This is a genomic window from Tepidimonas thermarum, assembly GCF_007556705.1.
GTDB lineage: Bacteria > Pseudomonadota > Gammaproteobacteria > Burkholderiales > Burkholderiaceae_C > Tepidimonas > Tepidimonas thermarum.
Genome location: NZ_VJOL01000016.1, coordinates 20,347 through 46,791, shown reverse-complemented (window position 1 = coordinate 46,791; position 26,445 = coordinate 20,347). Strand labels below are relative to the sequence as shown.

At 69.9% G+C, this 26,445-nt stretch carries 27 protein-coding genes and 2 pseudogenes; 10 read left to right on the top strand and 19 right to left on the bottom strand.

Translation table 11 applies throughout. The features are described from left to right. Positions 1-185 precede the first annotated feature (185 nt). The 8 genes and pseudogenes from Tther_RS05770 to Tther_RS05740 form a co-directional block, all read right to left on the bottom strand. Complete coding sequence (locus Tther_RS05770) at positions 186-1,514, bottom strand: hypothetical protein (RefSeq protein ID WP_143901819.1); 1,329 nt, start codon at positions 1,512-1,514, stop codon at positions 186-188. A 67-nt stretch (positions 1,515-1,581) separates the two neighbouring features. Further along, positions 1,582-1,887, bottom strand: a pseudogene (locus Tther_RS13465) (cation transporting ATPase C-terminal domain-containing protein); the annotation flags it as partial. 520 nt (positions 1,888-2,407) lie between these two features. After that, positions 2,408-2,530: pseudogene (locus Tther_RS13460) on the bottom strand (cation-transporting P-type ATPase); the annotation flags it as partial. A 39-nt stretch (positions 2,531-2,569) separates the two neighbouring features. Further along, positions 2,570-3,436, bottom strand: coding sequence for a LytR/AlgR family response regulator transcription factor (locus Tther_RS05760; RefSeq protein ID WP_143901817.1), 867 nt, complete (start codon positions 3,434-3,436; stop codon positions 2,570-2,572). After that, the gene (locus tag Tther_RS05755) at positions 3,429-4,586 is read right to left on the bottom strand and encodes a sensor histidine kinase (protein ID WP_246098933.1); all 1,158 of its coding nucleotides are present in this window, start codon (positions 4,584-4,586) and stop codon (positions 3,429-3,431) included. The genes Tther_RS05760 and Tther_RS05755 overlap by 8 nt, the downstream gene beginning before the upstream one ends. Next, entirely contained in the window at positions 4,583-5,098 is a 516-nt protein-coding gene (locus tag Tther_RS05750) for a DUF6622 family protein (protein ID WP_143901815.1), read from the bottom strand. The genes Tther_RS05755 and Tther_RS05750 overlap by 4 nt, the downstream gene beginning before the upstream one ends. A 33-nt stretch (positions 5,099-5,131) precedes the next feature. Beyond that, complete coding sequence (locus Tther_RS05745) at positions 5,132-5,545, bottom strand: DUF2306 domain-containing protein (protein ID WP_143901813.1); 414 nt, start codon at positions 5,543-5,545, stop codon at positions 5,132-5,134. A 144-nt stretch (positions 5,546-5,689) separates the two neighbouring features. Continuing rightward, complete coding sequence (locus Tther_RS05740; protein ID WP_143901811.1) at positions 5,690-6,589, bottom strand: CoA transferase; 900 nt, start codon at positions 6,587-6,589, stop codon at positions 5,690-5,692. 90 nt (positions 6,590-6,679) lie between these two features. Here Tther_RS05740 and pyk point away from each other — a divergent pair, with 90 nt between their 5' ends. From pyk to Tther_RS05720, 4 genes are all read left to right on the top strand, one after another. Beyond that, entirely contained in the window at positions 6,680-8,113 is a 1,434-nt protein-coding gene (gene pyk, locus Tther_RS05735) for a pyruvate kinase (protein ID WP_143901809.1), read from the top strand. Then, positions 8,110-8,400: a DUF4212 domain-containing protein gene (locus Tther_RS05730; protein ID WP_143901807.1), complete on the top strand. Its 291-nt coding sequence runs from the start codon at positions 8,110-8,112 to the stop codon at positions 8,398-8,400. The genes pyk and Tther_RS05730 overlap by 4 nt, the downstream gene beginning before the upstream one ends. Before the next feature lie 81 nt (positions 8,401-8,481). Further along, a complete protein-coding gene (gene fba, locus Tther_RS05725; protein ID WP_143901805.1) occupies positions 8,482-9,546 on the top strand; it encodes a class II fructose-bisphosphate aldolase in 1,065 nt (354 codons plus the stop codon). A gap of 1 nt (position 9,547) precedes the next feature. Then, entirely contained in the window at positions 9,548-10,456 is a 909-nt protein-coding gene (locus tag Tther_RS05720) for a phosphoribosylaminoimidazolesuccinocarboxamide synthase (RefSeq protein WP_143901803.1), read from the top strand. On the opposite strand, the gene Tther_RS05715 is transcribed toward Tther_RS05720, so the two are convergent. From Tther_RS05715 to trxA, 5 genes are all read right to left on the bottom strand, one after another. After that, positions 10,457-11,773 carry a HAMP domain-containing sensor histidine kinase gene (locus tag Tther_RS05715; protein ID WP_143901801.1) on the bottom strand — a complete coding sequence of 439 codons (1,317 nt, stop codon included), beginning with the start codon at positions 11,771-11,773 and terminating at the stop codon, positions 10,457-10,459. Continuing rightward, entirely contained in the window at positions 11,770-12,495 is a 726-nt protein-coding gene (locus Tther_RS05710) for a response regulator transcription factor (protein WP_143901799.1), read from the bottom strand. Before Tther_RS05710 ends, Tther_RS05715 begins: the two co-directional genes overlap by 4 nt. 64 nt (positions 12,496-12,559) lie before the next feature. Continuing rightward, entirely contained in the window at positions 12,560-13,150 is a 591-nt protein-coding gene (locus Tther_RS05705; RefSeq protein ID WP_143901796.1) for a Spy/CpxP family protein refolding chaperone, read from the bottom strand. Between the two features lie 165 nt (positions 13,151-13,315). Then, positions 13,316-13,654, bottom strand: coding sequence for a 2Fe-2S iron-sulfur cluster-binding protein (locus Tther_RS05700; RefSeq protein WP_143901794.1), 339 nt, complete (start codon positions 13,652-13,654; stop codon positions 13,316-13,318). A 13-nt stretch (positions 13,655-13,667) separates the two neighbouring features. Beyond that, positions 13,668-14,618 (bottom strand): thioredoxin, encoded by a 951-nt coding sequence (gene trxA / locus Tther_RS05695; RefSeq protein ID WP_143901792.1) that lies wholly within the window; start codon positions 14,616-14,618, stop codon positions 13,668-13,670. 50 nt (positions 14,619-14,668) lie between these two features. On the opposite strand from trxA, the gene purE reads away from it, so the two are divergent. Genes purE through Tther_RS05675 form a run of 4 tightly spaced genes read left to right on the top strand, consistent with a single transcriptional unit; the run spans position 14,669 to position 18,975 of the window. Beyond that, the gene (purE, locus tag Tther_RS05690) at positions 14,669-15,187 is read left to right on the top strand and encodes a 5-(carboxyamino)imidazole ribonucleotide mutase (protein ID WP_143901790.1); all 519 of its coding nucleotides are present in this window, start codon (positions 14,669-14,671) and stop codon (positions 15,185-15,187) included. Beyond that, positions 15,184-16,395 (top strand): 5-(carboxyamino)imidazole ribonucleotide synthase, encoded by a 1,212-nt coding sequence (locus tag Tther_RS05685; protein WP_143901788.1) that lies wholly within the window; start codon positions 15,184-15,186, stop codon positions 16,393-16,395. The genes purE and Tther_RS05685 overlap by 4 nt, the downstream gene beginning before the upstream one ends. Next, complete coding sequence (locus tag Tther_RS05680; RefSeq protein ID WP_143901787.1) at positions 16,386-17,408, top strand: L-threonylcarbamoyladenylate synthase; 1,023 nt, start codon at positions 16,386-16,388, stop codon at positions 17,406-17,408. The genes Tther_RS05685 and Tther_RS05680 overlap by 10 nt, the downstream gene beginning before the upstream one ends. A gap of 10 nt (positions 17,409-17,418) precedes the next feature. Beyond that, complete coding sequence (locus tag Tther_RS05675; RefSeq protein ID WP_425472806.1) at positions 17,419-18,975, top strand: malonate--CoA ligase; 1,557 nt, start codon at positions 17,419-17,421, stop codon at positions 18,973-18,975. Positions 18,976-18,995: 20 nt separating this feature from the next. Here Tther_RS05675 and Tther_RS05670 read toward each other — a convergent pair whose 3' ends face one another. From Tther_RS05670 to Tther_RS05650, 5 genes are all read right to left on the bottom strand, one after another. Beyond that, a complete protein-coding gene (locus tag Tther_RS05670) occupies positions 18,996-19,313 on the bottom strand; it encodes a SemiSWEET transporter (RefSeq protein WP_143901785.1) in 318 nt (105 codons plus the stop codon). Further along, the gene (gene minE / locus Tther_RS05665; protein WP_143901783.1) at positions 19,303-19,563 is read right to left on the bottom strand and encodes a cell division topological specificity factor MinE; all 261 of its coding nucleotides are present in this window, start codon (positions 19,561-19,563) and stop codon (positions 19,303-19,305) included. Before minE ends, Tther_RS05670 begins: the two co-directional genes overlap by 11 nt. Before the next feature lie 5 nt (positions 19,564-19,568). Then, positions 19,569-20,381, bottom strand: coding sequence for a septum site-determining protein MinD (gene minD / locus Tther_RS05660; RefSeq protein WP_143901781.1), 813 nt, complete (start codon positions 20,379-20,381; stop codon positions 19,569-19,571). A 31-nt stretch (positions 20,382-20,412) separates the two neighbouring features. Further along, positions 20,413-21,162: a septum site-determining protein MinC gene (minC, locus tag Tther_RS05655; protein ID WP_246098932.1), complete on the bottom strand. Its 750-nt coding sequence runs from the start codon at positions 21,160-21,162 to the stop codon at positions 20,413-20,415. A 584-nt stretch (positions 21,163-21,746) separates the two neighbouring features. Then, positions 21,747-21,944, bottom strand: a complete 198-nt coding sequence (locus Tther_RS05650; protein WP_143901776.1) for a heavy-metal-associated domain-containing protein — start codon at positions 21,942-21,944, stop codon at positions 21,747-21,749. A gap of 68 nt (positions 21,945-22,012) precedes the next feature. Here Tther_RS05650 and Tther_RS05645 point away from each other — a divergent pair, with 68 nt between their 5' ends. Next, positions 22,013-24,307 carry a heavy metal translocating P-type ATPase gene (locus tag Tther_RS05645; RefSeq protein WP_143901775.1) on the top strand — a complete coding sequence of 765 codons (2,295 nt, stop codon included), beginning with the start codon at positions 22,013-22,015 and terminating at the stop codon, positions 24,305-24,307. 122 nt (positions 24,308-24,429) lie between these two features. After that, positions 24,430-25,014, top strand: a complete 585-nt coding sequence (locus Tther_RS05640; protein ID WP_143901773.1) for a hemerythrin domain-containing protein — start codon at positions 24,430-24,432, stop codon at positions 25,012-25,014. 25 nt (positions 25,015-25,039) lie between these two features. Here Tther_RS05640 and Tther_RS05635 read toward each other — a convergent pair whose 3' ends face one another. Continuing rightward, positions 25,040-26,425, bottom strand: coding sequence for a transaminase (locus tag Tther_RS05635; protein ID WP_143901771.1), 1,386 nt, complete (start codon positions 26,423-26,425; stop codon positions 25,040-25,042). Positions 26,426-26,445 lie beyond the last annotated feature (20 nt).

The window sequence follows — 26,445 nt, the reverse complement described above, 5'->3', positions numbered from 1 at the left end:
GGCAAAACGGCCTGCAAACCGGCCGAAATGCACGTCGCAATCGCTGCGCAGCCACGTCTGGGCGGCTCGTTTCTTCGAAAGCAGCGTCACTGGTGCGTTCGAAGGGTATTTTTTCAACGGCCTGTTAAGGGCTTGGGTATATATTATTCTATTTTCGCCACCTACATCACACTTACCGCCGCCGCTCATCGCGGCTCGGCGGCTTCCACCTCCTCGGGCGGCGGCACCACGAACACCGGCGCGAAGCCGCCGCCGGGCGTGCGGAAGTTGGTGGTCTGGCCGGCATACAGGCGCGCGGCGATGAGCTGGATGTCGCCACCATAGACGTAAGCGCGCACGTCGAGTTTGAAGTCGGTGAGCTGCCCGTCCACCTCGGTCAGGCGCTCGCTGGGCGGGGCCATCGCCTGGGCCACGTAGTCACCGGCCAGGATGGCCTCCCACACCCGGCGCGTGAGCTTGTCACCGCGGTAAGCCGCCTTGCTGCCGTAGCCGGACGCGGGTTTGAAGAACAGGCCACGGCGCTGCGCCCACAGGCGCTGCGCCGCTGTCGCCGTGACCGCCTCGGTGCGCGGCACACCGTCCTGCAACACCGCCACCACCGCGGATGGTGCGCCCAACCGCGCAAGGGCCGATGCGTCGCTCAACAGCATGAGGTTGCGCTTGTCGGCGTACAGCGCGTGCGCACGTGGATGCGGCGTGAGGACGACGGCGCCGGCCTCGTAGGCCCGGCGCAGGGCGGCGTGGCGGTCCTCGTCGAGGTCAAAATCCGTGAGGCGGTTGTACACCAGATCGATGGGTAGCCCGTCGTGCCACAGGCGGCCGTCGCGCCAGACCAAGGCGCCCGCGTCGGCGACGACGGCCTCGATGCCGGCGCGCGCAAACAGCCTTTCGAACAGTAGGAACTCCGGGTAGAGGTATTGCCCCGGGGGGTCGTCGTCGACGATGGCCACGCGCGTCAGCGGGGCATGCGCGCGCTGGCGGCGCCATTCCGCCTGGAACATGGCCAGGAAGGTGGCCTCCAGATGCTCCAGGTCAGCGCTGGGCCGAAACGCCCAGGCCGTCTCGCGGCAGCAGGCGGTCTGGGCCCGCGCCAGCGCCGCATTGAGCAGTGCGCCACCGGCGTTGGTGTTGATCTCGATGAGCCGCGGCCCCTGCCCGCCGAGGTGAAAGTCGTAACCCATGAAGACGCCACGCGGCCCGTGGTCGAGGCGCGCAATGGCCGGCGCCCGCGCCAGCGCCGCCTCCTGGTAGGCGGGCAGGGCCACCACCGCCTCCACGGCCGACACGATGGCCACCATGGCGCGGCGCTGCTCCACCGAGATGAACACCGCCGTCGCGGAAAACAGCGTGGGGCGGGTTGCGGCCATCTGGTCGTACAAGCCCGCCAGCGCCGGCTCCTGCTCCAGCTGCTGGCGCAGGCGCTGCGGATCGAGGGTGCGGCAAACGCAGCCGCGGTTGAGGCGCTGTGCATCGACGGGCGGTGGCGCCATGGCGGTGGCAGGGTCTGGGCTCATGCGGTGCTCCTGCGGCGCCAGCGTGGCAGCAGCCCCAACCACACCACGCTGGCCAGCCCAAGGCCGAAGGCGGCCGCTGCATGACGTCCGCTTCCGCCGGCTCGTTCTCGAACACCAGCGAGCACGACGGGTCGATGATGAGTTCGAGAAACGCGATGTGCATGGGAAACAGCAAGGCCGGCTGGCCCAACAGCACCGGCAGCAGCGCCATGCCGGCGATCGGCACGTGCACCGCCAGGATGTAGGACATGGACTTTTGCATATTGTCGAAAATGCGCCGCCCCAGCCGCACCGCGTTCACGATGGAGGCGAAGTTGTCGTCGAGCAAGACCAAGGCGGCCGCCTCGCGCGCGACGTCGGTGCCGCGGCAGCCCGGCGGCGGTGGCGTCCTCCACGGCGAAGGTTTGGCCGCCGGCCCACAGCCGCACCATGGTCATGCGGTTTTCGGTGAGCGTGCCGGTCTTGTCCACGCACAAGGCGGACGTGGCACCCAGCGTGCCCAGGGCGGCGCCGATGCAGCCGATTTCGGTGTTGGCGCCGGTGGCGCTCACCCGCGCCACCCCCTGGCCCGCGACGACCAGGGTGCCGGAGTAGAGATAGGGCGTACCGTCGCCACCGGGCCGCGCGGGCGCCGGCTCGCCACGCACCACCTCGCGCCCTGCAATCCGCCGCCGCTGCCCATCGCGGATGACCAGCGCGCGCGGGCTGGTGAGGTCGCGCAGGGCCTCGATGGCGCGCTCGGTTTTGCCCTCCTGGTACAGCGTCAGGCCCAGCGTGACCAGCACCAAACCCAACAGGACCAGCCCTTCGTGCAGCTCCCCCAAAACCAGGTAGAGCGCGGCGGCGGCCAAGAGCAGCAGGAACATGGGTTCCCGGGCCGTCTCCGCAACGATGGTGATCCAGGTGCGCCGCTGCCCGCTGGGCAACGCATTGGGGCCTTCACGGCGCAGCCGGTCGGCCGCTTCGGCGCTGGAGAGGCCTTGCGCGGACAGGTCGGATGGGTTCGTTGGGGTCATGGCTTGGCGTGTCGTCGCGCGCATGGGCCGTGCACGGGGTCACATGGCCCGAAAACGCGGCGCGTAAAGACGGCTGACCGCGAAGCGCTCGGCCGTTCCGCGCAGGCGCAGGTGCAGTCGACCGGATTCGTCGCGTTCCACGAAGTCGATGGCTTCGGCGCGCACCACGGTGCCGCGATGGATCTGCCAGAACGCTGTCGGGTCCAGCTGGGGTAGCAGGTCTTTGAGTGGCGTGCGGATCAGGTACTCGGCATCGGCGGTGAGCACGCGCAGGTACTTGTCTGCGGCATCGAGAGCCAACACCTCACCCACGGGAACCATGCGCACCTTTGTGCCCAACGTACCCGGCACGCTGCACACCAGGGTGCGCAAAGGCGCAGCGGGTGGTGAGGTTACGGGTGAGGCGGGCGCTTCGGACGGCGCCACTTGGGCAGCGAGAGTGCTGAGCCGTGCCAGCGTGGTCTCCAATGCGAATTCCATTTCGCTGGCCGATGACCTGCGCTCGATGCCTGAGCGCTGCAGTTTTTCGATGGTTTTTTGCAAGCGGGTCGGCTGCACCGGCTTGAGCAGGTAGTCAACCGCCTGCGCCTCGAATGCCTGCACGGCGTACTGATCGTAGGCGGTTACAAACACCAGCGCCGGAAAGGCGCGGCCATTGACATCGGCGGGCCAGCGTTCGGCCAGTTCGGCGGCGGCCTCCAGGCCACTGAGCCCCGGCATGCGGATGTCGAAGAACAGCACGTCGGGCTGCAAAGCCAGCGCCTGCGCCACGGCCGTATGGCCATCGCCCGCGATGGACAGCACCCGCAGCTCGGGCCAGGCCCGCGCAAGCTCCGCTTGCAGCGCCGCGGCCAGCAGCGGCTCGTCCTCGGCGATCAGCGCCGTGGGGTTGGGCGGCTTAGGCATTTTGCAATGGAATCCGCAGCGAGGCCCGTGTGAACTGGCCGGGTTCGGCCACCAGATCCAGCGTCGCCGATGGACCGTAGCAGGTGGCCAGACGCTCGCGCACCTGGGTGAGCCCAAAGCCCGCAAACGTTTGCACCGGCACATCCGCATGCAGCCGTGCGCCGGTGTCACGAACGTCCAGCAGCAACCAGGCACCACCCTGTGCGTCGACGCCGCGGCGGGCCTGTACCTCGATGCTGCCACCCGTCACCGAGGGCTCGAGCCCATGGACGATGGCGTTTTCCACCAAGGGCTGCAACAGCAGCGGTGGCACGGGAATGGCACGCATGTCCTCCGGCAGCGACAGATCAAAAGCCAGCCGCGACCCCATGCGCACCCGCATGAGCTCGAGGTAGTCGCGCAACCGATCGAATTCCACCGCCAGTGGGTGCCAGGCGGCGCGTGAACCACTGAGCGTGGCGCGCAGATAGTTGTTGAGGTGATCGATCATCACCTGTGCCGCACCCGGATCAACGGTAACCAGTGCGCGCAGGTTGGCCAACGTGTTGAACAGCATGTGCGGCTCGAGCTGCGATTCGAGCAGTTTCAGCCGCGCTTCGCTCGCCTGCTGTCGCGCGTGTGCTTCGTCGAGCCGGGCACGCGCGAGCATTTCGCGGCTGGCGAACACATAAGCCGCGGCACCGCCAGCGGCAAGCGAAATCAGCAGCATGCGCAGCGTCAGCTCAGGCGCAGCGTGCCAGGAGCGCAGCGCCGGATGGCCCAGCAACAGGTCCGCCGCGATGCTGCCGCCGGCATAACCCAGGGGCACGGCCACGAGAACCCAGATCACCATGGGTACGGCGCCGTCCCAACCACGCCGTCGTCGAAACAAAACCCGGCGGCCTGCGTCGATCAAGGCCCAGATGGCCAGCCCGATGAGCTGGGCATACAACAGGTTTTGCGCAAAACCCTGCCCGCTGGTACGCGGCAGCAGCGAGGCAATCAATGTGTTGAAAGCCAACACCACCACCACACGCGTCGCCAGCGACGACGTCCGGACGAAGTGCAGGGCAGTCATGGCCACAGTATGCACAAGCGGCAGTGGACCGTGAAATCCTTTGTGGGTTTCAACCCGCCGCATGGGTGGTCGATACAGGCGATCGGGGCTCATGCGATCGATACCCCTCGGCGGTCCTGCGCGAAGGCCAGCCGCCACAGCCGCAGCGCCCGAGCAGTGAACCCGCCGCTGAACGCGCCGTAGACGGCACCCACCGCGATGGCGAATGCGCCGTTGCCCGACAGGGTCGGCTGCATCGACAAGGCAACGCCGACGGCGAATTTGGCGACAAAGATGCCCATCATCAACGCCAGCGGTACGGGGCTGCCCGGCATGGTCAAGCGTCGATGGGAGGGGTCGTAGTGCGCCAACGGTAACGGCCTGCGGCGCAGCACGACGGCCATCAACACACCCGTCGCGACCAGCCAGACCAGGATAGGCAGCACCGCGCCGCTGAATGCCGTGGCCACGCTGTAGAGCGACCAGCCGCTCATGCCCAGCGCCAGCGCGCTCACGCGCAACAAACTCAGCTCATGGGTGAGCAATTGCTTCATGCCCAGCCACAGCAGGACGACGAACGACACGAAGACCCATGGCGGGGTGTGGGTGACGATGTTGAGCAGCATGGCGGATCCTTTTCGGATGTTGGGTTGGAAGGGTCAAAGCCAGCCCAGCCACTGACCCCAGACCAGCTGGCCGAGGTAGCGCGAGGGCAGCAGGGTAAAGAGGCCGGCGCCGACGCAGGCACCGAGGTAGAGCTGCTGCATGGCCATGCGGTGGCCGGCGATGTTCTTGCGCAGCAGGTAGCGAAAGGCCATGAACAAGCCGGCGAGCGTGAGCGGAATCAACAGATGAATCGGCGTGTAACCAGCGACGTTGGGCAGCTGAAAGTCGCGGATGAACAGCGCCGAAACGGCGCTAACGAGCATCAGCGTGACCCACGCATAGCCAAAGGCGCGGTGCAGCCTCGGCCGCGCCGCGCCGTGGCGGCGGGCCCACAAGGCCACCGGCCCGGTGACGAGCGCACCCAGCGCGGCGGTGAGGTGGATGGCGATAACGGGGGTGAGTTGCATGGCATTGACTCCATCGGGTTGGCGATGGACGCACTGTGCCGATGACCGCCCCCGGCGGCCACGGGCATGCGACGAAATGCAGCAGCCGTGCGCAAAATGCCGCTGTGGTGGCGCGAAACGCGCCCGTTATCGCTTACCCGCGCATCAGGGCGCCAGCGTCACCCACGGCACATCGTGGGTGCGGGCGAGCGCGTCGAGTTCGGCGCGCGTGCGTGCGGCAAACCAGTCGGCCAACGCCTGGGTGGTGGCGGGGCGCAAGCAGTCCTGCGGGGTCAGCGGCCCCAGGCCCGCGACCTCGCCCAGGCGGCGGGCGAAGTGGGGTTCCAACGCGGCCACCGCCACCCGGCCGTCGGCGCAGGCGTACACCCGGTAGCCGGCGTGTGCGCCGCCCAGCAGCGCACCGGGGGCGGTCAGGCCCCAGTGGCGCGGCAACGCCAGCCAGGAGGCCGCGTCGGCCAGCGCCACGTCCCGCACCGCGCCGCATCCGGTGGCGTCGCGCTGGCGCAGGGCGGCCAGCACCGCCTCCGTGGCCAGCAGGGCGCCGGCCATGTCGGCCAACAGGCTGGGCGGCAGGGCCAGGCCGTCGAGCAAACCGGCGTCGGCCTGGTAGGTCAGGTCATGCCCGGCCTCCTCGGCCCGGGGGCCGGCGGCCCCCACGATGCGCACCAGCGACAGCTGCGGCCAGCGCGCCTGCACGGTGGCCGCATCCAGCCCCAGCCGTGCCAGCGCCGAGGGTCGAAACGAGGTCAGCAACACGTCGGCCCCGGCCAGCAGGCGCTGCAGCCGGCGCTGACCCGCGCTGGCCTTGAGGTCCAGCGTGACGGTGCGCACACCGCGGTGCATGTGTGCATAGGCAGCCTCGCAGTAGCCGCGCATGGGGTCGCCGGCAGGGGGTTCGACCTGGGTGCAGCGCGCCCCCAGCGCGCGCAGGCGCATCAGCGCCGCGGGCCCGGGCAGGTTGAGCGCCAGGCTCACGACGTGCACGCCCGCCAGGGGTCGCGGGGGCCGGGGTCGTGGTCGCGCAGCGGCCTTGGGTGTTGCCATGCCCCCCACTCTAGCAAAGTGCGCGGTCCGTCATCGGCCCGACACGGCCAGGCACTACCATAGGGGGTGTCAAATCATCAAGGAGACACCATGCCGCTGCGCGCCACCAAAATCGTTGCCACCCTTGGGCCGGCCAGTGATGCGCCCGATACGCTGGAAGCCATGATCCAGGCGGGCGTGGATGTGGTGCGGCTCAACTTCTCCCACGGCACGGCCGACGACCACAGCCGCCGTGCCGCCGCCGTGCGCGAGGTGGCGGCACGGGTGGGCAAGGAGGTGGCCATCATGGCCGACCTGCAAGGCCCCAAGATCCGGGTGGGCCGCTTTGCGCATGGCAAGGTGCTGTTGCGCGAGGGCGACGCCTTCACGCTCGACGCCGCGCGCACCGAGCCTGGCGACGAACACGCCGTGGGGCTGGACTACAAAGAGCTGCCGCGCGACGTGGTGCCCGGCGATGTGCTGCTGCTCAACGACGGGTTGATCGAGCTCGAAGTCACGCGCGTCGAGGGTGCCGCCGTGCACACGCGCGTGGTGGTGGGGGGCGAGCTGTCCAACCACAAGGGCATCAACAAGCGTGGCGGGGGGTTGACGGCGCCGGCCCTCACGCCCAAGGACATGGCCGATATCGCCACCGCCATGGCACTGCGCGCCGACTATGTGGCGGTGAGCTTCCCGAAGGACGCCGAGGACATGCGGCTGGCGCGGCGCCTGTGTGAGGAAGCGGCGCAAGACGACCACCGGCCGGGCCTGATCGCCAAGATCGAGCGCGCCGAGGCCATCCCGGAGCTGGAGGCGATTTTGCTGGCCAGCGACGGCATCATGGTGGCGCGTGGCGACTTGGCGGTGGAGGTGGGCAACGCCGCGGTGCCGGCGCTGCAAAAGCGCATGATCCGCCTGGCGCGCGAACACGACCGCCTGGTCATCACCGCCACGCAGATGATGGAGAGCATGATCCACGCGCCCGTGCCCACGCGCGCCGAGGTCAGCGACGTGGCCAACGCGGTGCTGGATGGCACGGACGCCGTGATGCTCAGCGCCGAGACGGCCGCGGGCAAGTACCCGCTGCAGACGGTGCAGGAGATGGCGCGCATCTGCTTGGCGGCGGAGCAGGCCTACCACGACGCGCTCGACCGCGACTTCATCGGCAAGACCTTTGCCCGCATCGACCAGTCGATCGCCCTGGGGGCGCTGTTCATCGCGTCGCACCTGCAGGCGCGCGCCATCATCGCGCTGACCGAATCCGGCTCCACCCCGCTGTGGATGAGCCGCCACACGGTGGACATCCCGATCTACGCGATCACGCCGCGCCTGTCCACGGCGCGCAAGCTGGCGCTCTACCGCAACGTGCACGCGCTGCGCATCACGGGCGGCAGCGCGGACCGCGACACCGCGCTGCTGCAGGCCGAGCAGCAGCTCAAGGCACGGGGCCGGCTACAACCGGGCGATCGCTATGTGATCACGGCCGGCGAGCCGATGGGCACGCCCGGCGGCACCAACATGCTCAAAGTCGGGCAGGTCGCATGAGCGCGCCGTCGCCGCCACCGGCCAGCGTGCCTGGGCCCGACGCCCTGCGGCGCTACTGGCGCCGCACGGTGCGCGTGACGCTGGTGCTGCTGGCCGTGTGGTTCGTCGTGACTTTTGTGGTCGGTTTTTACGCGCGCGAGCTGAACGTTGCGTTTTTTGGCTGGCCGTTTAGCTACTGGGTGGGCGCGCAGGGCGCGCTGCTGGTGTACGTGGGCCTGATCGCGTTTTACGCGTGGTACATGAACCGGCTGGACGCGCAACACGGGGTGGCCGACACCGACGCGTGACATGCGCGCGGGGCGGGGTGCGCATTCGGCGCGAGTCCGTACAATCGGCGGCCGTCGCAAACCACACTGCGGGAGACCCCGATGGCGCTCGTTTCCATGCGCGAACTGCTCGACCACGCGGCCGAGCACGGTTATGGCATTCCGGCCTTCAACGTCAACAACCTGGAGCAGGTGCAGGCGGTCATGTCGGCGGCCGACGAGGTCGGCGCACCGGTCATCCTGCAGGCCTCGGCGGGCGCGCGCAAGTACGCGGGCGAGTCTTTCATCCGCCACCTGATCCAGGGCGCGGTGGAGGCGTGGCCGCACATCCCCGTGGCCATGCACCAGGACCACGGCCAAAGCCCGGCGGTGTGCGAAAGCGCCATCCGCCTGGGCTTTACGTCGGTGATGATGGACGGCTCGCTTAAGGAAGACGGCAAAACCCCGGCACCGTACGACTACAACGTGGACGTGACGCGCCGCGTGGTGGAGATGGCGCACCGCCTGGGTGTGACGGTCGAAGGCGAGCTGGGTTGCCTGGGTTCGCTGGAGACCGGCCGCGCGGGCGAAGAAGACGGCATCGGTGCCGAGGGTGTGCTCGACCACTCGGCCCTACTGACCGACCCCGAGGAAGCGGCTGAGTTCGTCAAGGCCACGCAGCTCGATGCGCTGGCGATTGCCATCGGCACCAGCCATGGTGCCTACAAGTTCACGCGCAAGCCGACCGGCGACATCCTGGCCATTGGCCGCGTCAAGGAAATCCACGCCCGCATCCCCAACACCCACCTGGTCATGCACGGCTCCTCGAGCGTGCCGCAGGAGCTGCTCGAGCAGATCCGCCAATATGGCGGCGCCATGAAGGAGACCTACGGCGTGCCCGTGGAAGAAATCCAGGAGGCCATCAAGCACGGCGTGCGCAAGATCAACATCGACACCGACATCCGGCTGGCGATGACGGCGGCGGTGCGCAGGTTCCTGCACGAAAACCCGGACAAGTTCGATGCGCGCGAGTGGCTCAAGCCCGCGCGCGAGGCCGCCAAGCAGATTTGCCGCCAGCGCTACCTGCAGTTTGGCTGCGAGGGCATGGGCGCCAAGATCAAGGGTCTGCCGCTGTCCGTGATGGCCGAGCGCTACGCGCGCGGCGAGCTGGCCCAGGTGGTGCGCTGAGATGGCCGCCGCGCTGCACACCTCCAACCTGACCTCGCTGCCGTTGCTGGCGCGGGGCAAGGTGCGCGACAACTACGCCGTCGGCGACGATCGCATCCTGATGGTGGCCACCGACCGCATCAGTGCGTTCGACGTCATCATGGGCGAGCCCATCCCGGGCAAGGGCGAGCTGCTGACGCGCCTGAGCCTGTTTTGGTTCGACAAGCTCGGGCCCAAGGGCGCCAACCTGTGCCCGATCCACCTGACCGGCGACGACCCCGAGAGCGTGGTGGCGCCGCACGAGCGCGAGCAGGTGCGCGGGCGCTCGATGCTGGTCAAACGCCTGCGCCCGATCCCGGTGGAGGCGGTGGTGCGCGGCTACCTGGCCGGCAGCGGCTGGAAAGAGTACCAGCAGTCGCAGTCGGTGTGCGGCGTGCCGCTGCCCCCCGGGCTGCGCAACGCGTCCCGACTGCCGGCGCCGATTTTTACGCCGGCGGCCAAGGCCGCGGTGGGCGAACACGACGAAAACATCACGTTCGACGAGATGGCCGCGCGCATCGGCGCCGACCTGGCCGAGCGCATCCGCGACATTGCCATCCGCCTGTACCAGACGGCGGCAGCGTACGCGGCGTCCCGGGGCATCTTGATTGCCGACACCAAGTTCGAGTTCGGGCTGGATGCCGACGGCACGCTCACGCTCATGGATGAGGTGCTCACGCCCGACTCGTCGCGCTACTGGCCCGCCGAGTCGTACACCGAGGGCACCAATCCGCCCAGCTTCGACAAGCAGTACTTGCGCGACTGGCTCGAGGCGGTGCGCATCGACGGCCGCCCGTGGAACAAAACCCCGCCGGCGCCCCATCTGCCGCCGGAGGTGATCGAGCAAACGGCGGCCAAATACCGCGAGGCGCTCACGCGCCTGATCGGCTGATCAGGCCCGCGGCAGCCGCAGCACGAAGCAACTGCCGCCGCCAGGGTGCGGCTCGCAGCGTGCCTCGCCGCCGTGCAGGCGGGCGATTTGGCGCACCAGGCTCAACCCCAGGCCGACGCCGCCGGCGTATTCCGCGTGGCCGGGCAGCCGGTAAAACGGCTCGAAAATGCGCTCGCGCTGCTGCGGCGGCACGCCGGGGCCGCGGTCGCACACGCGCAGCTCGGCGGCATCGCCCGCGCGCGCGACCTGCACGCTGGGTGGCTGCTCCGGTGCGTAGCGGCGGGCGTTGTCCAGCAGGTTGCGCACGGCGCGGCGCAGCAAGCGTTCGTCGCCGGGGACCAGCAGCGCCTCGCCGCTGACATCGGCCCCCAGCGCGGCCGCCTCTTCGGCCGCCAGCCCGAGCAGGTCCACCGGGGCGCGCTGCAGGGCGGGCGCAGCATCCAGCCGGCTGGCCAGCAGCACCTCGTCCACCAGCGCGTCCAGCTCGCGGATGTTGCGCTCGATCTCCTGCCGGCGCGCGGCGCGCGCCTCGGGTGCGTCGGTATCCCACAGCGACAGCGCTAGGCGCAGCCGCGCCAGCGGCGAGCGCAGCTCGTGCGAGGCGTTGGCCAGCAGCGATTGGTGCGAGCGCACCAGCGATTCGATGCGCTCGGCCGCGCGGTTGAAGCTGGCCGCCAGCGCCGCCACCTCGTCGCGCCCATCCACCGCCACCCGGTACCCGAGTTGCCCGTCGCCAAAGGCTTCGACGCCCTGGCGCAGCGCCTCCAGCCGGCGCGTCAGGCGGCGCACCACCGGGTAGGCCCCGGCGGCGACGGCTGCAAACAGCACCAGCAGCATGGCCAGCAGGCCGCCCCCGCCGGGCCACCACGGCGGCTCGTGCGGTACGGCCGCAGGGTGGCGGCCCCCCATGGGCGGCACGCCGGGGGCCCGGCCCTCGGGTCGCGGCGCACGCAGCACCCAAAGCGTGCGCCCATCGGCCAGCGGCAGGCGTATGCCACGTCCGCCGGCTTCCATGCCACGTTCGTACGCCGGCGTGACCGCCAGCCGCTGCCCCGCGGCGTCGTCCAACGCCAGGGGCAGGCGCAAGCGCTGCGACCACTCCTGCAACGCCTCGGCCTGCTGCGCCGGCGTGGCCGTGGGCGGCGGCAGCACCTCCTGCGCCAGTTCGGCCCAGCCGGCCAGGCGCTCGCTCCACGCGGCACGGTCGAGCGCGCGCACCCGGTCGATGTTGCGCTGGAACAGCCAGCCCGACAGCAGCGCGAACAGCAGCAGCGCCGCCACCACCGTGAGGTAAATGCGCAGGTAGAGGGTTTTCATGGGGTGGGGCCGTCATCGCCCGCAGGCTGGCGTGCCAGCAGGTAGCCCGCCCCACGCACGGTCAGGATGCGGCGCGGCTGCCGCGGGTCGTCCTGGATGGCGGCGCGGATGCGCGAGATGTGCACATCGATCGAGCGGTCGTAGGCCTCTTGCGCATGGCCTTTGAGGGCGTCCATGATCTGGTCGCGCGACAACACCCGCCCCGCGTTGCGCGCCAGCACCGCCAGCAGCTGGAACTGATAGGCCGTCAGCTCGCACACGCGCCCATCGAGCCGCGCGACGTGGGCGCCAAAGTCCACCTCCAGCCGCCCAAAGCGCAACACCTCGCCTGCGGCGCCGGCGGGGGCTGCACGCCGCAGCAGGGCGCGCAGCCGCGCCAGCAGCTCGCGCGGCTCGAAGGGCTTGGGCAGGTAGTCGTCGGCACCCAGTTCCAGGCCGATCACCCGGTCGCTGGGCTCACCACGCGCGGTCAGCATCAGGATGGGCAGCGTGCGCGTATCCGGCCGCGCGCGCAGCTCGCGGCACCAGTCCAGCCCGTCGCCATCGGGCAGCATCAGGTCCAGCACCAGCACGTCGGGCCGCGGCGTCCCCGGGGCCAAGCGCTGGCGCGCCCCGGTGAGGGTGGATTGCACCTCGATGTACCAGCCGGCGGCGCGCAGGTAGTCGCCCACCATCGCCGTCAGGCGCAGGTCATCGTCCACCAGCAGCAGCCGCGCGGTCATGGGCAGGGGTATCGGTCACAACACTCGGGTGCGAGCATACGCCGTCGCGCACACGCGCGCAGCCTCAACCGCGGCCGGGCAGGTCGCGCGGCTCGCCATGGCGGCGATGCGGAGGCCCATCGCCGTGGCCACCGTGGCGGTGCGCACCGCGCTGCGCGGTGAACGCGGCCAGGCGCTGGCGCTGCTCGGGCGTCAGCACGCGCGCCGCTTCCAGCAGGCCCTGCTCGATGCGCTGGGCCAGTTGCGCATGCAGCGCCGTGCTGCGCTCGCGCAAGGCGGTGATGGCCGCCTCGTCCAGCGTCGGCTGTGTCCACAGGCGACGGCGCTCGTCGCGCAATTGCTGCGCCTGCTCGCGCAGCGGCGCCACATCCTGCGCCGTGCGTTGGGCAATGCTGCGCAGCTGGGTACGCTGCTCGGGCTGCAGGTTCAGCCGCTCGCCCAGGCGCTCCAAGCGACGGTCCAGGTGCGCCGGATCGTGCAGCAACACGCCCGCCAGCGGCCCCATCGGCGCGCCCATGCCGGGGCCTTGGGGGCCAGCGTCCGGGCGCATCCCATGCGCCCAAGCGCCAGAGGCAGCCAGCGTGGAAATGGCCAGCGCCGTCCCCAGCACCAGGGCGCGGCCGCGCACAGACCACACAACGTTTGAACGGGACATCTCACACTCCTTTGCGGCGATCGGGGCAAACCCAACGTCTGCCCACACCGTTCATGGTGCGCACCGGGCGTAACGCGCGCTTGAGCGTTGTGTAAAGAAATGTGAAGCCTGCCGTCGATGACCCGGGCGAACGCGCCACGCGGCCACGCCGGGCGGCATGCGCCACTAGTACTGGCGCGCGGGCAGCTCAACGGTGAGGCCATCCAGCGCCGGGACCAGGCGGATCTGGCAGCTCAGGCGGCTGTTGGGACGGCGCTCCTCGGCCGTGTAGTCGAGCATGGTGTCCTCGTCGGCCGACGGTGGCGGCAGTTGCTGCTGCCACGGCTCCGGGATGAAGACGTGGCAGGTGGCGCAGGTCAGGCTGCCGCCGCAGTCGGCGGCGATGCCGTCGATGCCGGCGTCCACCGCGGCTTTCATGAGGCTGCGGCCGTCGGCCGGCACCTGGACCTCGCGGTCGTCGATCGGGCCGTTGGGGCCCGGGGTGACAAAGCGCACCGTGATCATCGCCGTTGCGCCGTCAGTTGAGCGCCATGCTCAGCTTGCGCCGGTAGCGCGACACCAGCTCGGCTTGCGGGTCTTCGGCGGTCGCGGTGTGGCCGGCAATTTCCAAGCCCGCGGCGGATTTGGGGGCGGCGCTGGCTTCGCGCTTGGGCGGGGTGAGCAGCTCGAGCAGCGCGACCATGGTCTTGCGCGGGGCCTCGTCGGCCCACTTTTTGTCGCGCATGATGATTTCGAGCAGCTCGTCCATGGCCGCGGTCCAGTCGCCGCGGGCGATGAGCACGCGCGCCTTGGCAAAGCGGGTTTCGAAGTCACGCTTGTTGGCGGCGATGCGCTCGTCGAACTGCTCCAGCGGCCACTGGCCGCGCGGGTCGGTGCTGGCGAATTCGAGCGCGTTGAGCCACTGGGCCAGCGCCTCGAAGCGCAGCGGCACCGGAATTTTGCCCAGGGCCGGCGCCAGGGCTGCCGCCGCCTCGCCCAACTGGCCCGAGGTGATGAGCAGCCGCACCAGGTCGAAGCGCACATCGTCGTTGTCCGGCGCTTGTGCCAGCGCGTCGCGCAGGCGCTGCAGCGCGGTGTCGGCATCGCCCTGGGCCGCGGCCTGTTCGGCCTCGAGGCGCTCGGCCTGGGCCTGCACATCGGCTTCGCTGGGCAGGTGGCGGTCCAAAAACGCCTTGATCTGCCCTTCGGGCAGCGCCCCCATGAAGCCATCCACGGGCTGGCCGCCCACGAACAGGATGCAGGTGGGAATGCTGCGGATCTGGAAGTAGCCGGCGAGCTGCTGCTCCTCCTCGGTGTTGACCTTGGCGAGGATGAAGCGCCCCCCGTAGGCGTGTTCCACCTTCTCCAGGATGGGGCCGAGGACTTTGCAGGGGCCACACCAGGGCGCCCAGAAATCCACCAACACGGGCGTGGTCAGCGAGGCCTCGAGCACCTCGGCCTGGAAATTGGCAAGCGTGACGTCGATCATGTCGGCAGCGTCCGATTCTCTAGAATGAAGGGATTTCCCCCGGGGTCGCCATGTCCAGCAGCAACGTCCAGGTCGGTGTCGTCATGGGGTCCAGCAGTGACTGGGACACCATGCAACATGCAGCCGCCATTTTCCAACAGTTCGGCGTCGCGTTCGAGGCCCGCGTGGTCTCGGCCCACCGCATGCCGGACGATATGTTCGCTTACGCCGAGGCCGCCGAGGGCCGTGGTCTGCGCGCCATCGTCGCAGGCGCGGGCGGCGCAGCCCACCTGCCCGGCATGCTGGCGGCCAAGACCACCGTCCCCGTGCTGGGCGTGCCGGTGCCCAGCCGCCACTTGCAGGGGGTGGATTCGCTGCATTCGATCGTGCAAATGCCCAAAGGCGTGCCCGTGGCCACCTTCGCCATTGGCGCCGCGGGCGCTGCCAACGCCGCGCTGTTCGCGGTGGCGATGCTGGCGCACGACGACCCCGCCCTGCGCGCGCGGCTGCACGCGTTTCGCGCCGAGCAAACCGCGCAAGCACGTGCCATGACGCTGCCACTGGATGCGGGTGTGGGAGGGGGGGCATGAGCGCCGCCGCCATCCTGCCCGGGCCGGTGGCCGGTGGCGGCCGCCTGGCAACGTTGGGGGTTATGGGCGGTGGCCAGCTGGGGCGCATGTTCGTGCATGCGGCCCAGGCGCTGGGCTTTCAGACCGCGGTGCTGGATCCGGACCCCACCAGCCCGGCGGGGCGGGTCAGCGACTACCACATCGCCACCGCGTACGACGACGAGCAGGGCCTGGCGCAGCTGATGCAGCGCTGCGAGGCCATCACGACCGAGTTCGAAAACGTCCCCGCCAGCGCGCTCTCGACCCTGGCGGCGCAGCGCCGGGTGGCGCCCGGACCCCAGGCGGTCGCCGTGGCCCAGGACCGCTTGGCCGAAAAGGCGCACTTTGCCGTCTGTGCCACCACCACGGGCGTGGGGCCCGCGCCCCATGCGGCCATCGCCTCGGAAGCCGACGTGGCGGCGGCGCCCGAGGCCCTGCTGCCCGGCATCTTGAAAACCGCCCGCCTGGGCTACGACGGCAAAGGCCAGGTGCGGGTTGACAACCGCGCAGCGCTGGCCGCGGCCTGGGTGCAGCTGGGGCGCGTGCCATGCGTGCTGGAGCAGCGGCTGGCGCTGCGTGATGAGCTCTCGGTCATCGTCGCGCGGGGGGCCGACGGCTCGATGGTGCACTTTCCCGTGCAGCGCAACCTGCACCGCGGCGGCATCCTGGCCGTGACCGAGGTGTACCCGGACCACATCCCGGCGGCGCTGGCCGAGCAGGCCATCGCCGCCACGCGCGCAATCGCCACCGAGCTGCACTACGTGGGCGTGTTGTGCGTGGAGTTTTTCGTCGTCGATGACGGCAGCCGCGACGGCGCGCTGGTGGTCAACGAGATGGCGCCGCGCCCGCACAACAGTGGCCACCACACCATCGACGCGTTCGACGTCTCGCAGTTCGAGCTGCAGGTGCGCGCACTGGCCGGCCTGCCGTTGGTCACGCCGCGTCAGCACAGCGCGGCTGTCATGCTCAACCTGCTGGGCGATTTGTGGTGGCGCAACGGCCAGCCCGTGACCCCGAATTGGGCCGGTGTGCTGGCCCTGCCGGGCACCCATTTGCACCTGTACGGCAAACACGAGGCACGGCCCGGTCGCAAAATGGGCCACGTGACGATCACCGCCGCCACCGCGGCCGCCGCGCGCGAGCGTGCGCTCGCGGCCGCCACTTTGCTGGGCATCGCGCCATGGCCCTGACGCGCGACGCCCTGGGGCCACAGGCGCAGCACGCCATCGCCGATGCGGTGCAGCGCTTGCGCAGCGGCCGGCTGGTGGCCATGCCGACCGAGACCGTGTACGGCCTGGCGGCGGATGCCGACCAATTATCGGCCGTGGCGCGCATTTTTGCCGCCAAAGGCCGCCCCAGCGACCACCCGCTGATCGTGCACATCGCCGCCACCAGCCCGGCCGCGCGCGCGGAGGCCGTGGCGCACTACGCGAGCGCGGTACCCCCGTTCGCGCAGCGCCTGATGGACGCCTTTTGGCCCGGGCCGCTGACGCTCATCCTGCCACGCCGGCCCGGCGTGGCCGACGCCGCTGCCGGCGGTCAACCCTCGATTGGCCTGCGCTGTCCCTCGCACCCGGTGGCGCAACGGCTGCTGGGCGCGTGCCGGGCCGCGGGCATCTGGGGGCTGGCCGCGCCCAGCGCCAACCGCTTTGGACGTGTGAGCCCCACCAGCGCCGCCCATGTGCAGGCGGAGCTGGGCCACCTGGATGACGAGGCGCTGCTGATCCTGGACGGCGGTGCCTGTCCGGTGGGCATCGAATCGACCATCATCGACGCCACCCGCGCGCAGCCCGTGCTGTTGCGCCCGGGCATGATCGGCCGTGCCGACGTGCAGGCGGCAGCCGGCCTGCCGGTGGCCGACCGCGACGGAGCCGCGCCGCGCGCCTCGGGGACGCTGGCGTCGCACTACGCCCCCCAGGCCCCGGTGCGCCTGATGGACGCGGCCGAACTGCAGGCCGCGCTGGATGTGCTGGGGGCGCAGGCGCGCCACATCGCCATCTACCACCGCAGCCCGCTGCGCAGCGTCAGCGCCCAGGTGCGGCTGCAGCGCATGCCCGACGACCCGGCCGCCTGTGCGCACGAGCTGTTTGCCGTGCTGCGCGCGCTCGACGATGGCGAAACGCGCCTGATCTGGGTCGAACGCCCGCCCGCCGATCCGGCCTGGGACGGCATCCGCGACCGGCTGCAGCGGGCGGCCGCCTAGCGCCAACCCCATGATGGGGCTTCATGCCATGACCAACCCCAACCTCTACAGCCTCTTTCAACAGACGTTTTCACAGCAACCCGATGCCGTGGCCGTGGAAACCGAGGACGGTCGCACCTGGACCTTTGGCGAGCTCGAGGCCCACTCTGCGCGCATGGCCAACTGGCTGACCACGCTGGGTCTGCAGCCGGGCGACCGCGTCATGGTGCAGGTGGAAAAGTCGGTGCCTGCTCTGGTGCTGTATCTGGCCTGCTTGCGCGCAGGGGTGGTGTACGTGCCCTTGAACGTGGCGTACCAGGCGGCGGAGCTGGCCTATTTCATGGAAAACGCCGAGCCGCGGCTGGTCGTTGGCGACCCTGCCAAGCACGATGTTCTGCGCGAGTTGACGCAGCGCCTGGGGGTGGCGCACCTGGCCACAATGGACGCCAGCGGCCAGGGCAGTGCATGGACCGACGCGCAAAACCACGCCGCGCAGCACCGCGTGGCGGCGGTGGCCGGCTCCGATGTCGCGGCCATCCTCTACACCAGCGGCACCACCGGGCGCAGCAAGGGCGCCCAGCTGACCCACGACAACTTGGCCTCCAACGTGCAGACGCTGCACCGCTATTGGGGCTGGCAGCCGGACGACGTGCTGATCCATGCGCTGCCCATCTTCCACGTGCACGGCCTGTTCGTCGCCGCCCACCTGGCGTTGCTCAACGGCAGCCCCATGCTGTGGATGGCGCGGTTCACGCCGGCGCAGGTGTTGCAGTGGCTGCCGCGCGCCACCGTGTTCATGGGCGTGCCGACGCTGTACGTGCGCTTGTTGCAAGAGCCTGCGCTGTCGCCGGCGGTGTGTGCGCGCATGCGGCTGTTCATCAGCGGCTCGGCCCCGCTGCTGACCGAGACCTTTCACGCCTGGCAGGCGCGCACCGGCCACACCATTTTGGAGCGCTACGGCATGAGCGAGACGCTGATGCTGACCTCCAACCCCTACGACCCGGCCGAGGGGCCGCGCCTTGCAGGGACGGTGGGGCGGCCGCTGCCTGGCGTGCAGGTGCGCGTGGTCAACGAATCTGGCACTGTCTGCGCCACCGGCGACATCGGCGGCGTCGAAGTGCGCGGGCCCAACGTCTTTCCGGGCTACTGGCGCATGCCCGACGTCAACGCCAAGGAGTTCACGCCCGATGGCTGGTTTCGCACCGGCGACATGGGCTTTGTCGACGCCCAGGGCTATTTGACGCTGGTGGGGCGCAGCAAAGACCTGATCATCACCGGCGGCTACAACGTCTATCCGGCCGAGGTCGAGAGCTACCTCAACGAACTGGAAGGGGTGGAAGAATCGGCCGTCATCGGCTGCCCGCACCCGGACTTGGGGGAAGGCGTGGTGGCCGTGGTGGTGGCCCGACCCGGGGCCACGCTCGACCCCGACGCGTTGCTGGCCGCGGTCAAAAACCGCATCGCCGGCTTCAAAGTGCCCAAACGCCTGTTCGTGGTCGATCAGCTGCCGCGCAACGTCATGGGCAAGGTGCAAAAAAACCTGCTGCGCCAGCGCTACGCCGACGCCTTTCGCACCGCCACCTCTTAAGCCGACGATCCGCCCCGGTCTCACCCTGTGGTGTCGTGCGACCGCGGGGTGTTGGCGTGCGTGGTCCCGCCGTAGCGGATGCGCATGAGCAGGATCGACAACGCCAGGGCCAGCGTCACGGTGTTGGCGGCCACGATGGGCCACGCCCCCAGCAACAGGCCATAGACCAGCCACAGCGCCACACCGGTGGTGAACACCGAATACATCCCAAGCGAGATGCCGCTGACGTCGCGCGTGCGCCAGGTCAGCCACGCCTGTGGCACGAAGCTCACCGTCGTCAACAGCGCGGCCAGGCTGCCGATCGTATCGGCCCAGCCAGCCCAGGCCTCAGCGGGCATCGGGCAGCTCGATCTTGACCTCGAGCACTTCGAGGTTGTCGTGGCGCTCGAGGTGAACCTTGATGTCGTCCGGATTGATCGCGATGTACTTGCCGATCACCGCCACCAAATCGCGCTGCAGCGCAGGCAGGTAGTCGGGCTCGCTGGCGTTGCGCCCGGCGCGCTCGTGCGCGAGGATGATTTGCAACCGCTCCTTGGCCACCGAGGCGGTTTTTTTCTTCTCGCCCAGCAAAAAGGACAGGAACGACACGGCGCTCACCTCCCGAACAGGCGCTTGAAGAAGCTGGGTTTTTCCGCTTCGGTAAAGCGCAGCTGCTTGTCCTGGCCCAAAAACCGGTCGATGACGTCCTTGTACGCTTCCGACACGTCGGTGCCCTGCAGGTGGATGGCCGGCACGCCCTGGTTGGAGGCCTGCAACACCGCTTCGCTCTCGGGAATGACGCCGATGAGCGGGATGCGCAGGATGTCCTGGATGTCCTGCAGCGACAGCATCTGGCCATCCTGCACGCGGTTGGGGTTGTAGCGCGTGATCAACAGATGCTCCTTGACGGGCTCGCGGCCCTCGATGGCGCGCTTGGTCTTGGAGCTGAGCATGCCCAGGATGCGGTCGGAGTCGCGCACCGACGACACCTCGGGGTTGGTGACCACCAGCGCCTCGTCCGCGTAGTGCATCGCCATCAACGCACCGGTTTCGATGCCCGCGGGCGAGTCGCACACGATGTACTCGAAGCCCATGGCAGCCAGGTCGTTGAGCACCCGCTCCACCCCCTCCTGCTTGAGGGCCTCCTTGTCGCGCGTCTGGCTGGCCGCCAGCACGTAGAGCTGATCGACTTGCTTGTCGCGGATCAGCGCCTGGTTCAGGTTGGCTTCGCCGTGGATGACGTTGACAAAGTCGTACACCACGCGCCGCTCGCAACCCATGATGAGGTCGAGGTTGCGCAGCCCGACGTCAAAGTCGATGACCACCGTCTTGAACCCCTTGAGGGCCAGCCCGGTGGCGAACGAGGCGCTGGTCGTGGTCTTGCCCACGCCGCCCTTGCCAGAAGTGACGACGACGATTTTGGCCATGTGTAACGCTTTCAGAGGGTGCGTTGTCGGATCAGGAAAACGGTTCGAAGAGCAACTTGTCGCCCTCGGGGCCACTGGTCAGGCGCACCTGCGCCGGTTTGCCACGCACCTCTTCGGGCCACGGTGCCTCGGCGGTCCGGTAGACCCCCGCGATCGACACCAACTCCGGCTCGAGCGCCAGGGCGAAGATGCGCGCCTCGGCCAAGCCCCGGGCACCCGCCATCGCGCGCCCGCGCAGCGGCGCATAGACATGGATGTGGCCGTCGGCAATCACCTCCGCCCCGGGGTTGACCATGGCCAGCACCACCAGATCGCGCCCGCGCGCATAGACCTGTTGACCCGACCGCAGCGGGCGGTCCACCACCAGGGCCGTTGGGGCCGATGCGGCCACCGACGCCGGCGCAGGCGACGCGGGGGACGGCGCCGGAGGTTGGGCCGCTTCGACCGGTCGTACGGCACCTGCGCCGTGCAGATCCGATGGCACCAGCCCGCGCGCCTGCAGCGCTTGTTGCCAGGTGGGCGATCCGCCGCGATAGGCCAGGGGTCGCAAGCCGATGCGGCGCAAACCGTCGAGCAACGCTTGTATTTCCAGCGGGGCGGGTTGGCGGTTGCTGTCCGGCCATTCCAGCAAATCCAGCAGCAGCGGTTCGTCTTCAAAAAAGCCGGGGGCGTCCCCGTAACGCTGCTCGATTTCCACCAGCGTGCTGGACACGTCAGGGCCGCGCAGGCGAGCCACCACCAGGGGCATGTGCCCATGGCGGATCTCGATCGCGGTTGACAAGGGTGTGGCGCTGGACATGGCGATGTTGGCCGCACATCTTAGCAGCGTGGCTGCGTGCCCCGACGGGTTCGGCGGTCAACGGCGCGCGCGGCTTGTGCCGTGTTTTCCCTTATGTTCAGTGTCTTGAGGTAGTCGTCGTAGCTAGAAGGCGGCGGCCGGGCGTGGACAAGCCGGTTTTGTCCTGTTGCCACAAGCACTTGGCTGGCGCATGACCCTGTGGGCGGGGCGCTCGCTGAAGCCGGCGCGAAGGCGAACAACCTGCCCCGGGACCGATGGCGATGTGGATAACCAGGGGTTTTTACGTAAATTGTCCACAGATTTGTGCAAAACCCCTTTGGGCGCCGTGCTGGGCCGCGGCGGTCAGGGTGCGCATGGCACCGCCTGGCCGTGGCGCGCATGGCCAGCGGTCAGCCGGTGTGGGCATCCAAGCGATGGCAGGGGGAGTTGCGCCGTGGGCGACCCGCTCAGCGGGGTGCCGGCGCGGGCGGGCGGGTGTGGGGGGTGCGAGAGGGTCGCGCCATGGCGCGACCCGTGCGTGCGGGCCGATGGACCCAGGACGTGGACCGGCGTGGCCGGTCTTCGACTCAGTCGAGGACGGTGTAGCCTTCGTCGCGGATGGCGTCGGCCAGCGCGACGCGCGGCTGTTCGGAATCGACCTCGACGCGACGGTCGTCGAGATCCACCTGGACGGTGGCGTTGGGGTCGAGCGCGCGGATGGCCTGGGTGATGGCCTTGACGCAGTGACCGCACGACATGCCGTTGACGGTGAAGACGTGTTGCATGGGGTTTCCCGCCAGTGAACGTAGACGGCGATGATACGCCGGTAGAGACGCTGCGGCATACTGTGGCCATGACCGAGCAAGCTGCCGAAACCGCCGCGGATGCACAGACGGGCCAATGCGATCTGGGCATCGGCGGCATGACGTGCGCCTCGTGCGTGTCGCGTGTGGAGCGGGCGCTGCGCCGCGTGCCGGGGGTGGTGGACGCCAGCGTCAACCTGGCCACCGAGACCGCGCGCGTGCGCTGGCAGGCGGATGCCGCCGCGGCCGCCGAGTTGCCGGCGCGCCTGCAGCGCGCGGTGCGCGACGCCGGCTACGAGCCACGCCCCATCGAAAGCGGCGATGCCGACGCCCAACGCGAACGCGACGCCATGCGCCGCGAAGGCGCCTGGGTGCTGGCGGGGGTGCTGCTGTCGCTGCCGCTGGTGGCGCCGATGGTGGCGCTGCTGTGGGGGGCGCATGTCATGCTGCCAGCGCTGTGGCAGTTTCTGCTGGCCACGCCCGTTCAGTTTGGCCTGGGTGCGCGCTTTTATCGCGCCGGCTGGCAGGCGTTGCGCAGCGGCTCGGGCAACATGGAACTGCTGGTGGCCCTGGGCACCAGCGCCGCCTGGGGCATGAGCGTGTGGCTGTGGTGGCGCACGCAGCCGCCCGACACGCCGCACCTGTATTTCGAGGCGTCGGCGGTCGTCATCACCCTGGTGCGCCTGGGCAAATGGTTGGAGGCGCGCGCCAAGCGCCGCACCACGGCGGCCATCCACGCGTTGCAGCGCTTGCAGCCGCCGCTGGCCCACCTGCTGCCCGATGGCGTGCGCCGCGAGGCGTTGCAGGATGTGCCGGTGGCCGAGCTGCTCCCCGGCGATCGCGTGCTGGTGCGCGCCGGCGAACGCATCCCGGCCGATGGCGTGATCGAGCGTGGCCGCACCCAGGTCGACGAATCCATGCTGACCGGCGAGCCGCTGCCTGTGGCCAAGGGCGAGGGGGATGCCGTTACCGGGGGCAGCCTCAACGGCGAAGGCACGATCGAGGTGCGCGTCACCGCCGTGGGCGCGCAGTCGGTGTTGCAACGCATCATTGCGTTGGTGCAGGACGCCCAGGCTGGCAAGGCGCCGGTGCAGCGCTTGGTCGACCGCGTGGCCGCGGTGTTCGTACCAGTCGTGGTTGGCCTGGCGCTGTTGACCGCCTTGCTGTGGTGGAGCGTGGGCGGTGTGGGGGTCGAGACGGCGGTGCTGCGCGCGGTGGCGGTGCTGGTGATCGCCTGCCCATGCGCGCTGGGCCTGGCCACGCCCACCGCGATCATGGCCGGCACCGGCGCGGCCGCCCGCCACGGCATCCTGATCAAAGACGCCGAAGCGTTGGAGTTGGCGCAGCGTGTGCGTGTGGTGGCCTTTGACAAGACGGGGACGCTGACCCTGGGCCAACCGCGGCTGACGGCGTTCGTGCCTGCCCCCGGGGTGGATGCCGCGGCGGCGCTGCAGACAGCGGCCGCCTTGCAGGCGGGCAGCAACCACCCGCTGGCGCGCGCGGTGCTGGCCGCGGCGCAGGGCCAGCCCATCCCGGTGGCGCAGGACAGCCAAACCGTGCCGGGGCGCGGCGTGCGCGCCAGCGTCGAGGGCGTGCCGCTCGCCTTGGGCAGCCCGGCGTGGATGGCGGAGCTGGGCTGTGCCTGGCCCGCGCTGGCGGCGTCCGTGCCGGCGTGGGCGCAGTTGCGGGACGAACAGGCGGGCACCGGTGCCACGCTGGCGGTGTTGGCGTGGCAGCGCGACGACGGCTGGCACCCGCTGGCGCTGCTGGCCTTTGCCGATGAACCCAAACCGCATGCGGCGGCGGCCATTGCCGCGTTGCGCGCACGCGGGCTGCGTGTGGCCATGATTTCTGGCGACCAGCGCCCCGCGGCCGAGGCCATGGCGCGCCGCTTGGGGCTGCGCCCCGAGGCGCACGAGGTGTATGCCGAGGTGCTGCCGGCCGAGAAAGCGGCCGTGGTGGCGCGCCTGCGCGAGCGCGACGGCGCTGTGGCCATGGTGGGCGACGGCATCAACGATGCCCCGGCGCTGGCGGCGGCCGACGTCGGCATTGCCATGGGCAATGGCACCGACGTCGCGATGCACGTGGCGGGGATGACCCTGCTGCGCGGCGACCCGTTGCTGGTGCCGGCGGCGCTGGACATTGCGGCGCGTACGGTGCGCAAAATCCGCCAAAACCTGTTTTGGGCGTTCGTCTACAACGTGGCCGGCATTCCGCTGGCGGCGTTTGGCGTGCTGGACCCGGTGCTGGCGGGGGCGGCCATGGCCGCCAGCTCGGTCAGCGTCGTCACCAACGCGCTGTGGTTGAGCCGCTGGCGGCCGCGCGCCACCGATGCGCCCACTTGACCCAGGTCAAGCTGCAGCGCCGCGTTTGGCCGCATGCTTGGGCGTGGGCGGTTGCGCGCCGGGACCAGCAGGGGCATGTCGCCCGGCGAACGGCTTGCGCCGTCGGGCAGGAGAGACACACCATGCACCCATCGAGCGCCTTGCGCACCATCCGCGACGAACATGCCGCCTTGGCGGCCATGCTGCAATCGCTGCTGTGGCTGGTTCGGCATGGACCGGGTGAGGACCGCGCGCGCTTTTTCGACACGCTGCGCGCGATGCTGTTCTACATCGACGAATTCCCCGAACGGCTGCACCACCCTAAGGAGTCGGATTTGCTGTTTCCGCGCGTGGTCAAGCGCGAGCCGGCCGTGTTGCCCACGGTGACGCGGCTGGAGCAGGACCACATGAAAGGGGAATCCCAGGTGCGCGAGTTGCAGCACCGTCTGCTGGCCTGGGAGTGGCTGGGGGAGGCGCGGCGCGCCGATTTCGTCGAGGCCTGCGAACGCTACGTGGCGTTTTACCTGGAGCACATGCGGCTGGAGGAACAGGAAATCCTGCCCGCTGCCCAGCGCGTGCTCGACGAGGCCGACTGGCGCGCGCTGGACGAAGCCTTCGAGGCCAACCGCGACCCCCTGACCGGGCGTTACGCACCGGATCCGGCGTACGAGCGGCTGTTTCAGCGCATTTTGGAGGTGGCGCCAGCGCCAATCGGGCTGGGGGCGTGAGCGCTGGCGCGCACGGACACAGCGCTTACCGCCCGAGCGCGGCCAGCCAGGCGTCAAAGGCGTCGAGCAACCGCGCCACGTGCGCCTCGCCCGTGGCGGGTGAGCACAACATCATGCCGTGAAACGGGGTCAGCAGCACCCCCCTGTTGAGCAGGAAGAGGTGCAGGTTGGCCTCCAACGCGGGCTGGGCGTGGCGCCGCACGTCGTCGGCGTTGCGGGGCGTGTGCGGCATGAATTGCAATTCCATGCGCGCGCCCAGCCGCGTGACCGTCCAGGGCAGACCGCGGCGGTGCAGCCGCTCGAGCAGGCCGTGCTCCAGGGCGTCGGCCGCGCGGTTCATGGCCGTGTAGCTGTCGTCGGTGTGTAGGTACGCCAGCGCTGCTTCCAGCGCCGCCAGCGCCAATGCATTGGCGGTGAGCGTGGTGCCAATGCCGCTGTGGCCATCCGGCGCGGCTTCCTTGGCGCGGCGCATGCGCGCGGCCACGTCGGCCGTAAAGCCGTACACCGCACAGGGCAGGCCGCCTGCCACCGCTTTGCCCGCCACCCACAGGTCGGGTTGCAGCCGGTGCGTGCGGGCGTAGCCGCCCACACCGCTGGACAGGGTGTGCGTTTCATCCAGCACCAGCAAGGTGCCGTGGCGGCGGCACAAGGCTTGCGCCGCGGCCCAAAAGCCGGGCTGGGGCGGCACCAGGCCAAAATTGGTCAGGGCCGGCTCGGCCAGCAATGCCGCCACCTGGCCATCGGCCAGCGCCTGTTCCAGGGCCGCCAAATCGTTGAACGGCACCACGCGCGTGTAGGCGTGGTGGTCGTGCACGCCGCCGAGCACCGAGCGGCGGCGCACCGTGGCGCCCGTGGCCGGGTCGCGGTCGACCAGGGTGTCGTCCACCGCGCCGTGGTAGCAGCCGTCGAATACCAGCACCTGGGGCCGCCCGGTGATGGCGCGCGCCCAGCGCAGCACGAAGCGGTTGGCGTCGCTGGCGGTCATCGCCAGTTGCCAGCAGGGCAGGCCAAAGCGTTCGGCCAGGGCCTCGCCCACGCGCGCCGCGCGGGCATCCGGCAGCATGCAGGTCAGGCCCTGGGCGGCTTGTGCGGCGATCGCCTGCGCCACCGCTGGCGGCGAATGGCCGAACATCGCCCCGGTGTCGCCCAAGCAAAAGTCGGCATAGCGGTGCCCATCGGCGCAGGTAAGCTCGGCACCCTGAGCGCTGCGCACGAACAGCGTCACCGGGTTGGGCCAGTCGCGCATCCAGTGCAGCGGCACGCCAAACAGGTAGTGGTGTTGGCAGCGCGCGGCCAGGGCGTGCGACGCCGGGTGGGTCGTCAAAAACCGTTCGCGCTCCTGCGCTTGCAGGGCAGCCAGGCGCTCGGCCGGCACGGGTTCGTCGCGTAGAGGGGGCAGGGTGTCACGCATCATCAGACAGCATAGGCAGC

Coding starts and splice junctions, on each gene's coding strand:
- Tther_RS05770 (WP_143901819.1), bottom strand. CDS start 1,514: ATGAGCCCAGACCCTGCCACCGCCATGGCGCCACCGCCCGTCGATGCA.
- Tther_RS05760 (WP_143901817.1), bottom strand. CDS start 3,436: ATGCCTAAGCCGCCCAACCCCACGGCGCTGATCGCCGAGGACGAGCCG.
- Tther_RS05755 (WP_246098933.1), bottom strand. CDS start 4,586: ATGAGCCCCGATCGCCTGTATCGACCACCCATGCGGCGGGTTGAAACC.
- Tther_RS05750 (WP_143901815.1), bottom strand. CDS start 5,098: ATGCTGCTCAACATCGTCACCCACACCCCGCCATGGGTCTTCGTGTCG.
- Tther_RS05745 (WP_143901813.1), bottom strand. CDS start 5,545: ATGCAACTCACCCCCGTTATCGCCATCCACCTCACCGCCGCGCTGGGT.
- Tther_RS05740 (WP_143901811.1), bottom strand. CDS start 6,589: ATGGCAACACCCAAGGCCGCTGCGCGACCACGACCCCGGCCCCCGCGA.
- pyk (WP_143901809.1), top strand. CDS start 6,680: ATGCCGCTGCGCGCCACCAAAATCGTTGCCACCCTTGGGCCGGCCAGT.
- Tther_RS05730 (WP_143901807.1), top strand. CDS start 8,110: ATGAGCGCGCCGTCGCCGCCACCGGCCAGCGTGCCTGGGCCCGACGCC.
- fba (WP_143901805.1), top strand. CDS start 8,482: ATGGCGCTCGTTTCCATGCGCGAACTGCTCGACCACGCGGCCGAGCAC.
- Tther_RS05720 (WP_143901803.1), top strand. CDS start 9,548: ATGGCCGCCGCGCTGCACACCTCCAACCTGACCTCGCTGCCGTTGCTG.
- Tther_RS05715 (WP_143901801.1), bottom strand. CDS start 11,773: ATGAAAACCCTCTACCTGCGCATTTACCTCACGGTGGTGGCGGCGCTG.
- Tther_RS05710 (WP_143901799.1), bottom strand. CDS start 12,495: ATGACCGCGCGGCTGCTGCTGGTGGACGATGACCTGCGCCTGACGGCG.
- Tther_RS05705 (WP_143901796.1), bottom strand. CDS start 13,150: ATGTCCCGTTCAAACGTTGTGTGGTCTGTGCGCGGCCGCGCCCTGGTG.
- Tther_RS05700 (WP_143901794.1), bottom strand. CDS start 13,654: ATGATCACGGTGCGCTTTGTCACCCCGGGCCCCAACGGCCCGATCGAC.
- trxA (WP_143901792.1), bottom strand. CDS start 14,618: ATGATCGACGTCACGCTTGCCAATTTCCAGGCCGAGGTGCTCGAGGCC.
- purE (WP_143901790.1), top strand. CDS start 14,669: ATGTCCAGCAGCAACGTCCAGGTCGGTGTCGTCATGGGGTCCAGCAGT.
- Tther_RS05685 (WP_143901788.1), top strand. CDS start 15,184: ATGAGCGCCGCCGCCATCCTGCCCGGGCCGGTGGCCGGTGGCGGCCGC.
- Tther_RS05680 (WP_143901787.1), top strand. CDS start 16,386: ATGGCCCTGACGCGCGACGCCCTGGGGCCACAGGCGCAGCACGCCATC.
- Tther_RS05675 (WP_425472806.1), top strand. CDS start 17,419: ATGATGGGGCTTCATGCCATGACCAACCCCAACCTCTACAGCCTCTTT.
- Tther_RS05670 (WP_143901785.1), bottom strand. CDS start 19,313: ATGCCCGCTGAGGCCTGGGCTGGCTGGGCCGATACGATCGGCAGCCTG.
- minD (WP_143901781.1), bottom strand. CDS start 20,381: ATGGCCAAAATCGTCGTCGTCACTTCTGGCAAGGGCGGCGTGGGCAAG.
- Tther_RS05650 (WP_143901776.1), bottom strand. CDS start 21,944: ATGCAACACGTCTTCACCGTCAACGGCATGTCGTGCGGTCACTGCGTC.
- Tther_RS05645 (WP_143901775.1), top strand. CDS start 22,013: ATGACCGAGCAAGCTGCCGAAACCGCCGCGGATGCACAGACGGGCCAA.
- Tther_RS05640 (WP_143901773.1), top strand. CDS start 24,430: ATGCACCCATCGAGCGCCTTGCGCACCATCCGCGACGAACATGCCGCC.
- Tther_RS05635 (WP_143901771.1), bottom strand. CDS start 26,425: ATGCGTGACACCCTGCCCCCTCTACGCGACGAACCCGTGCCGGCCGAG.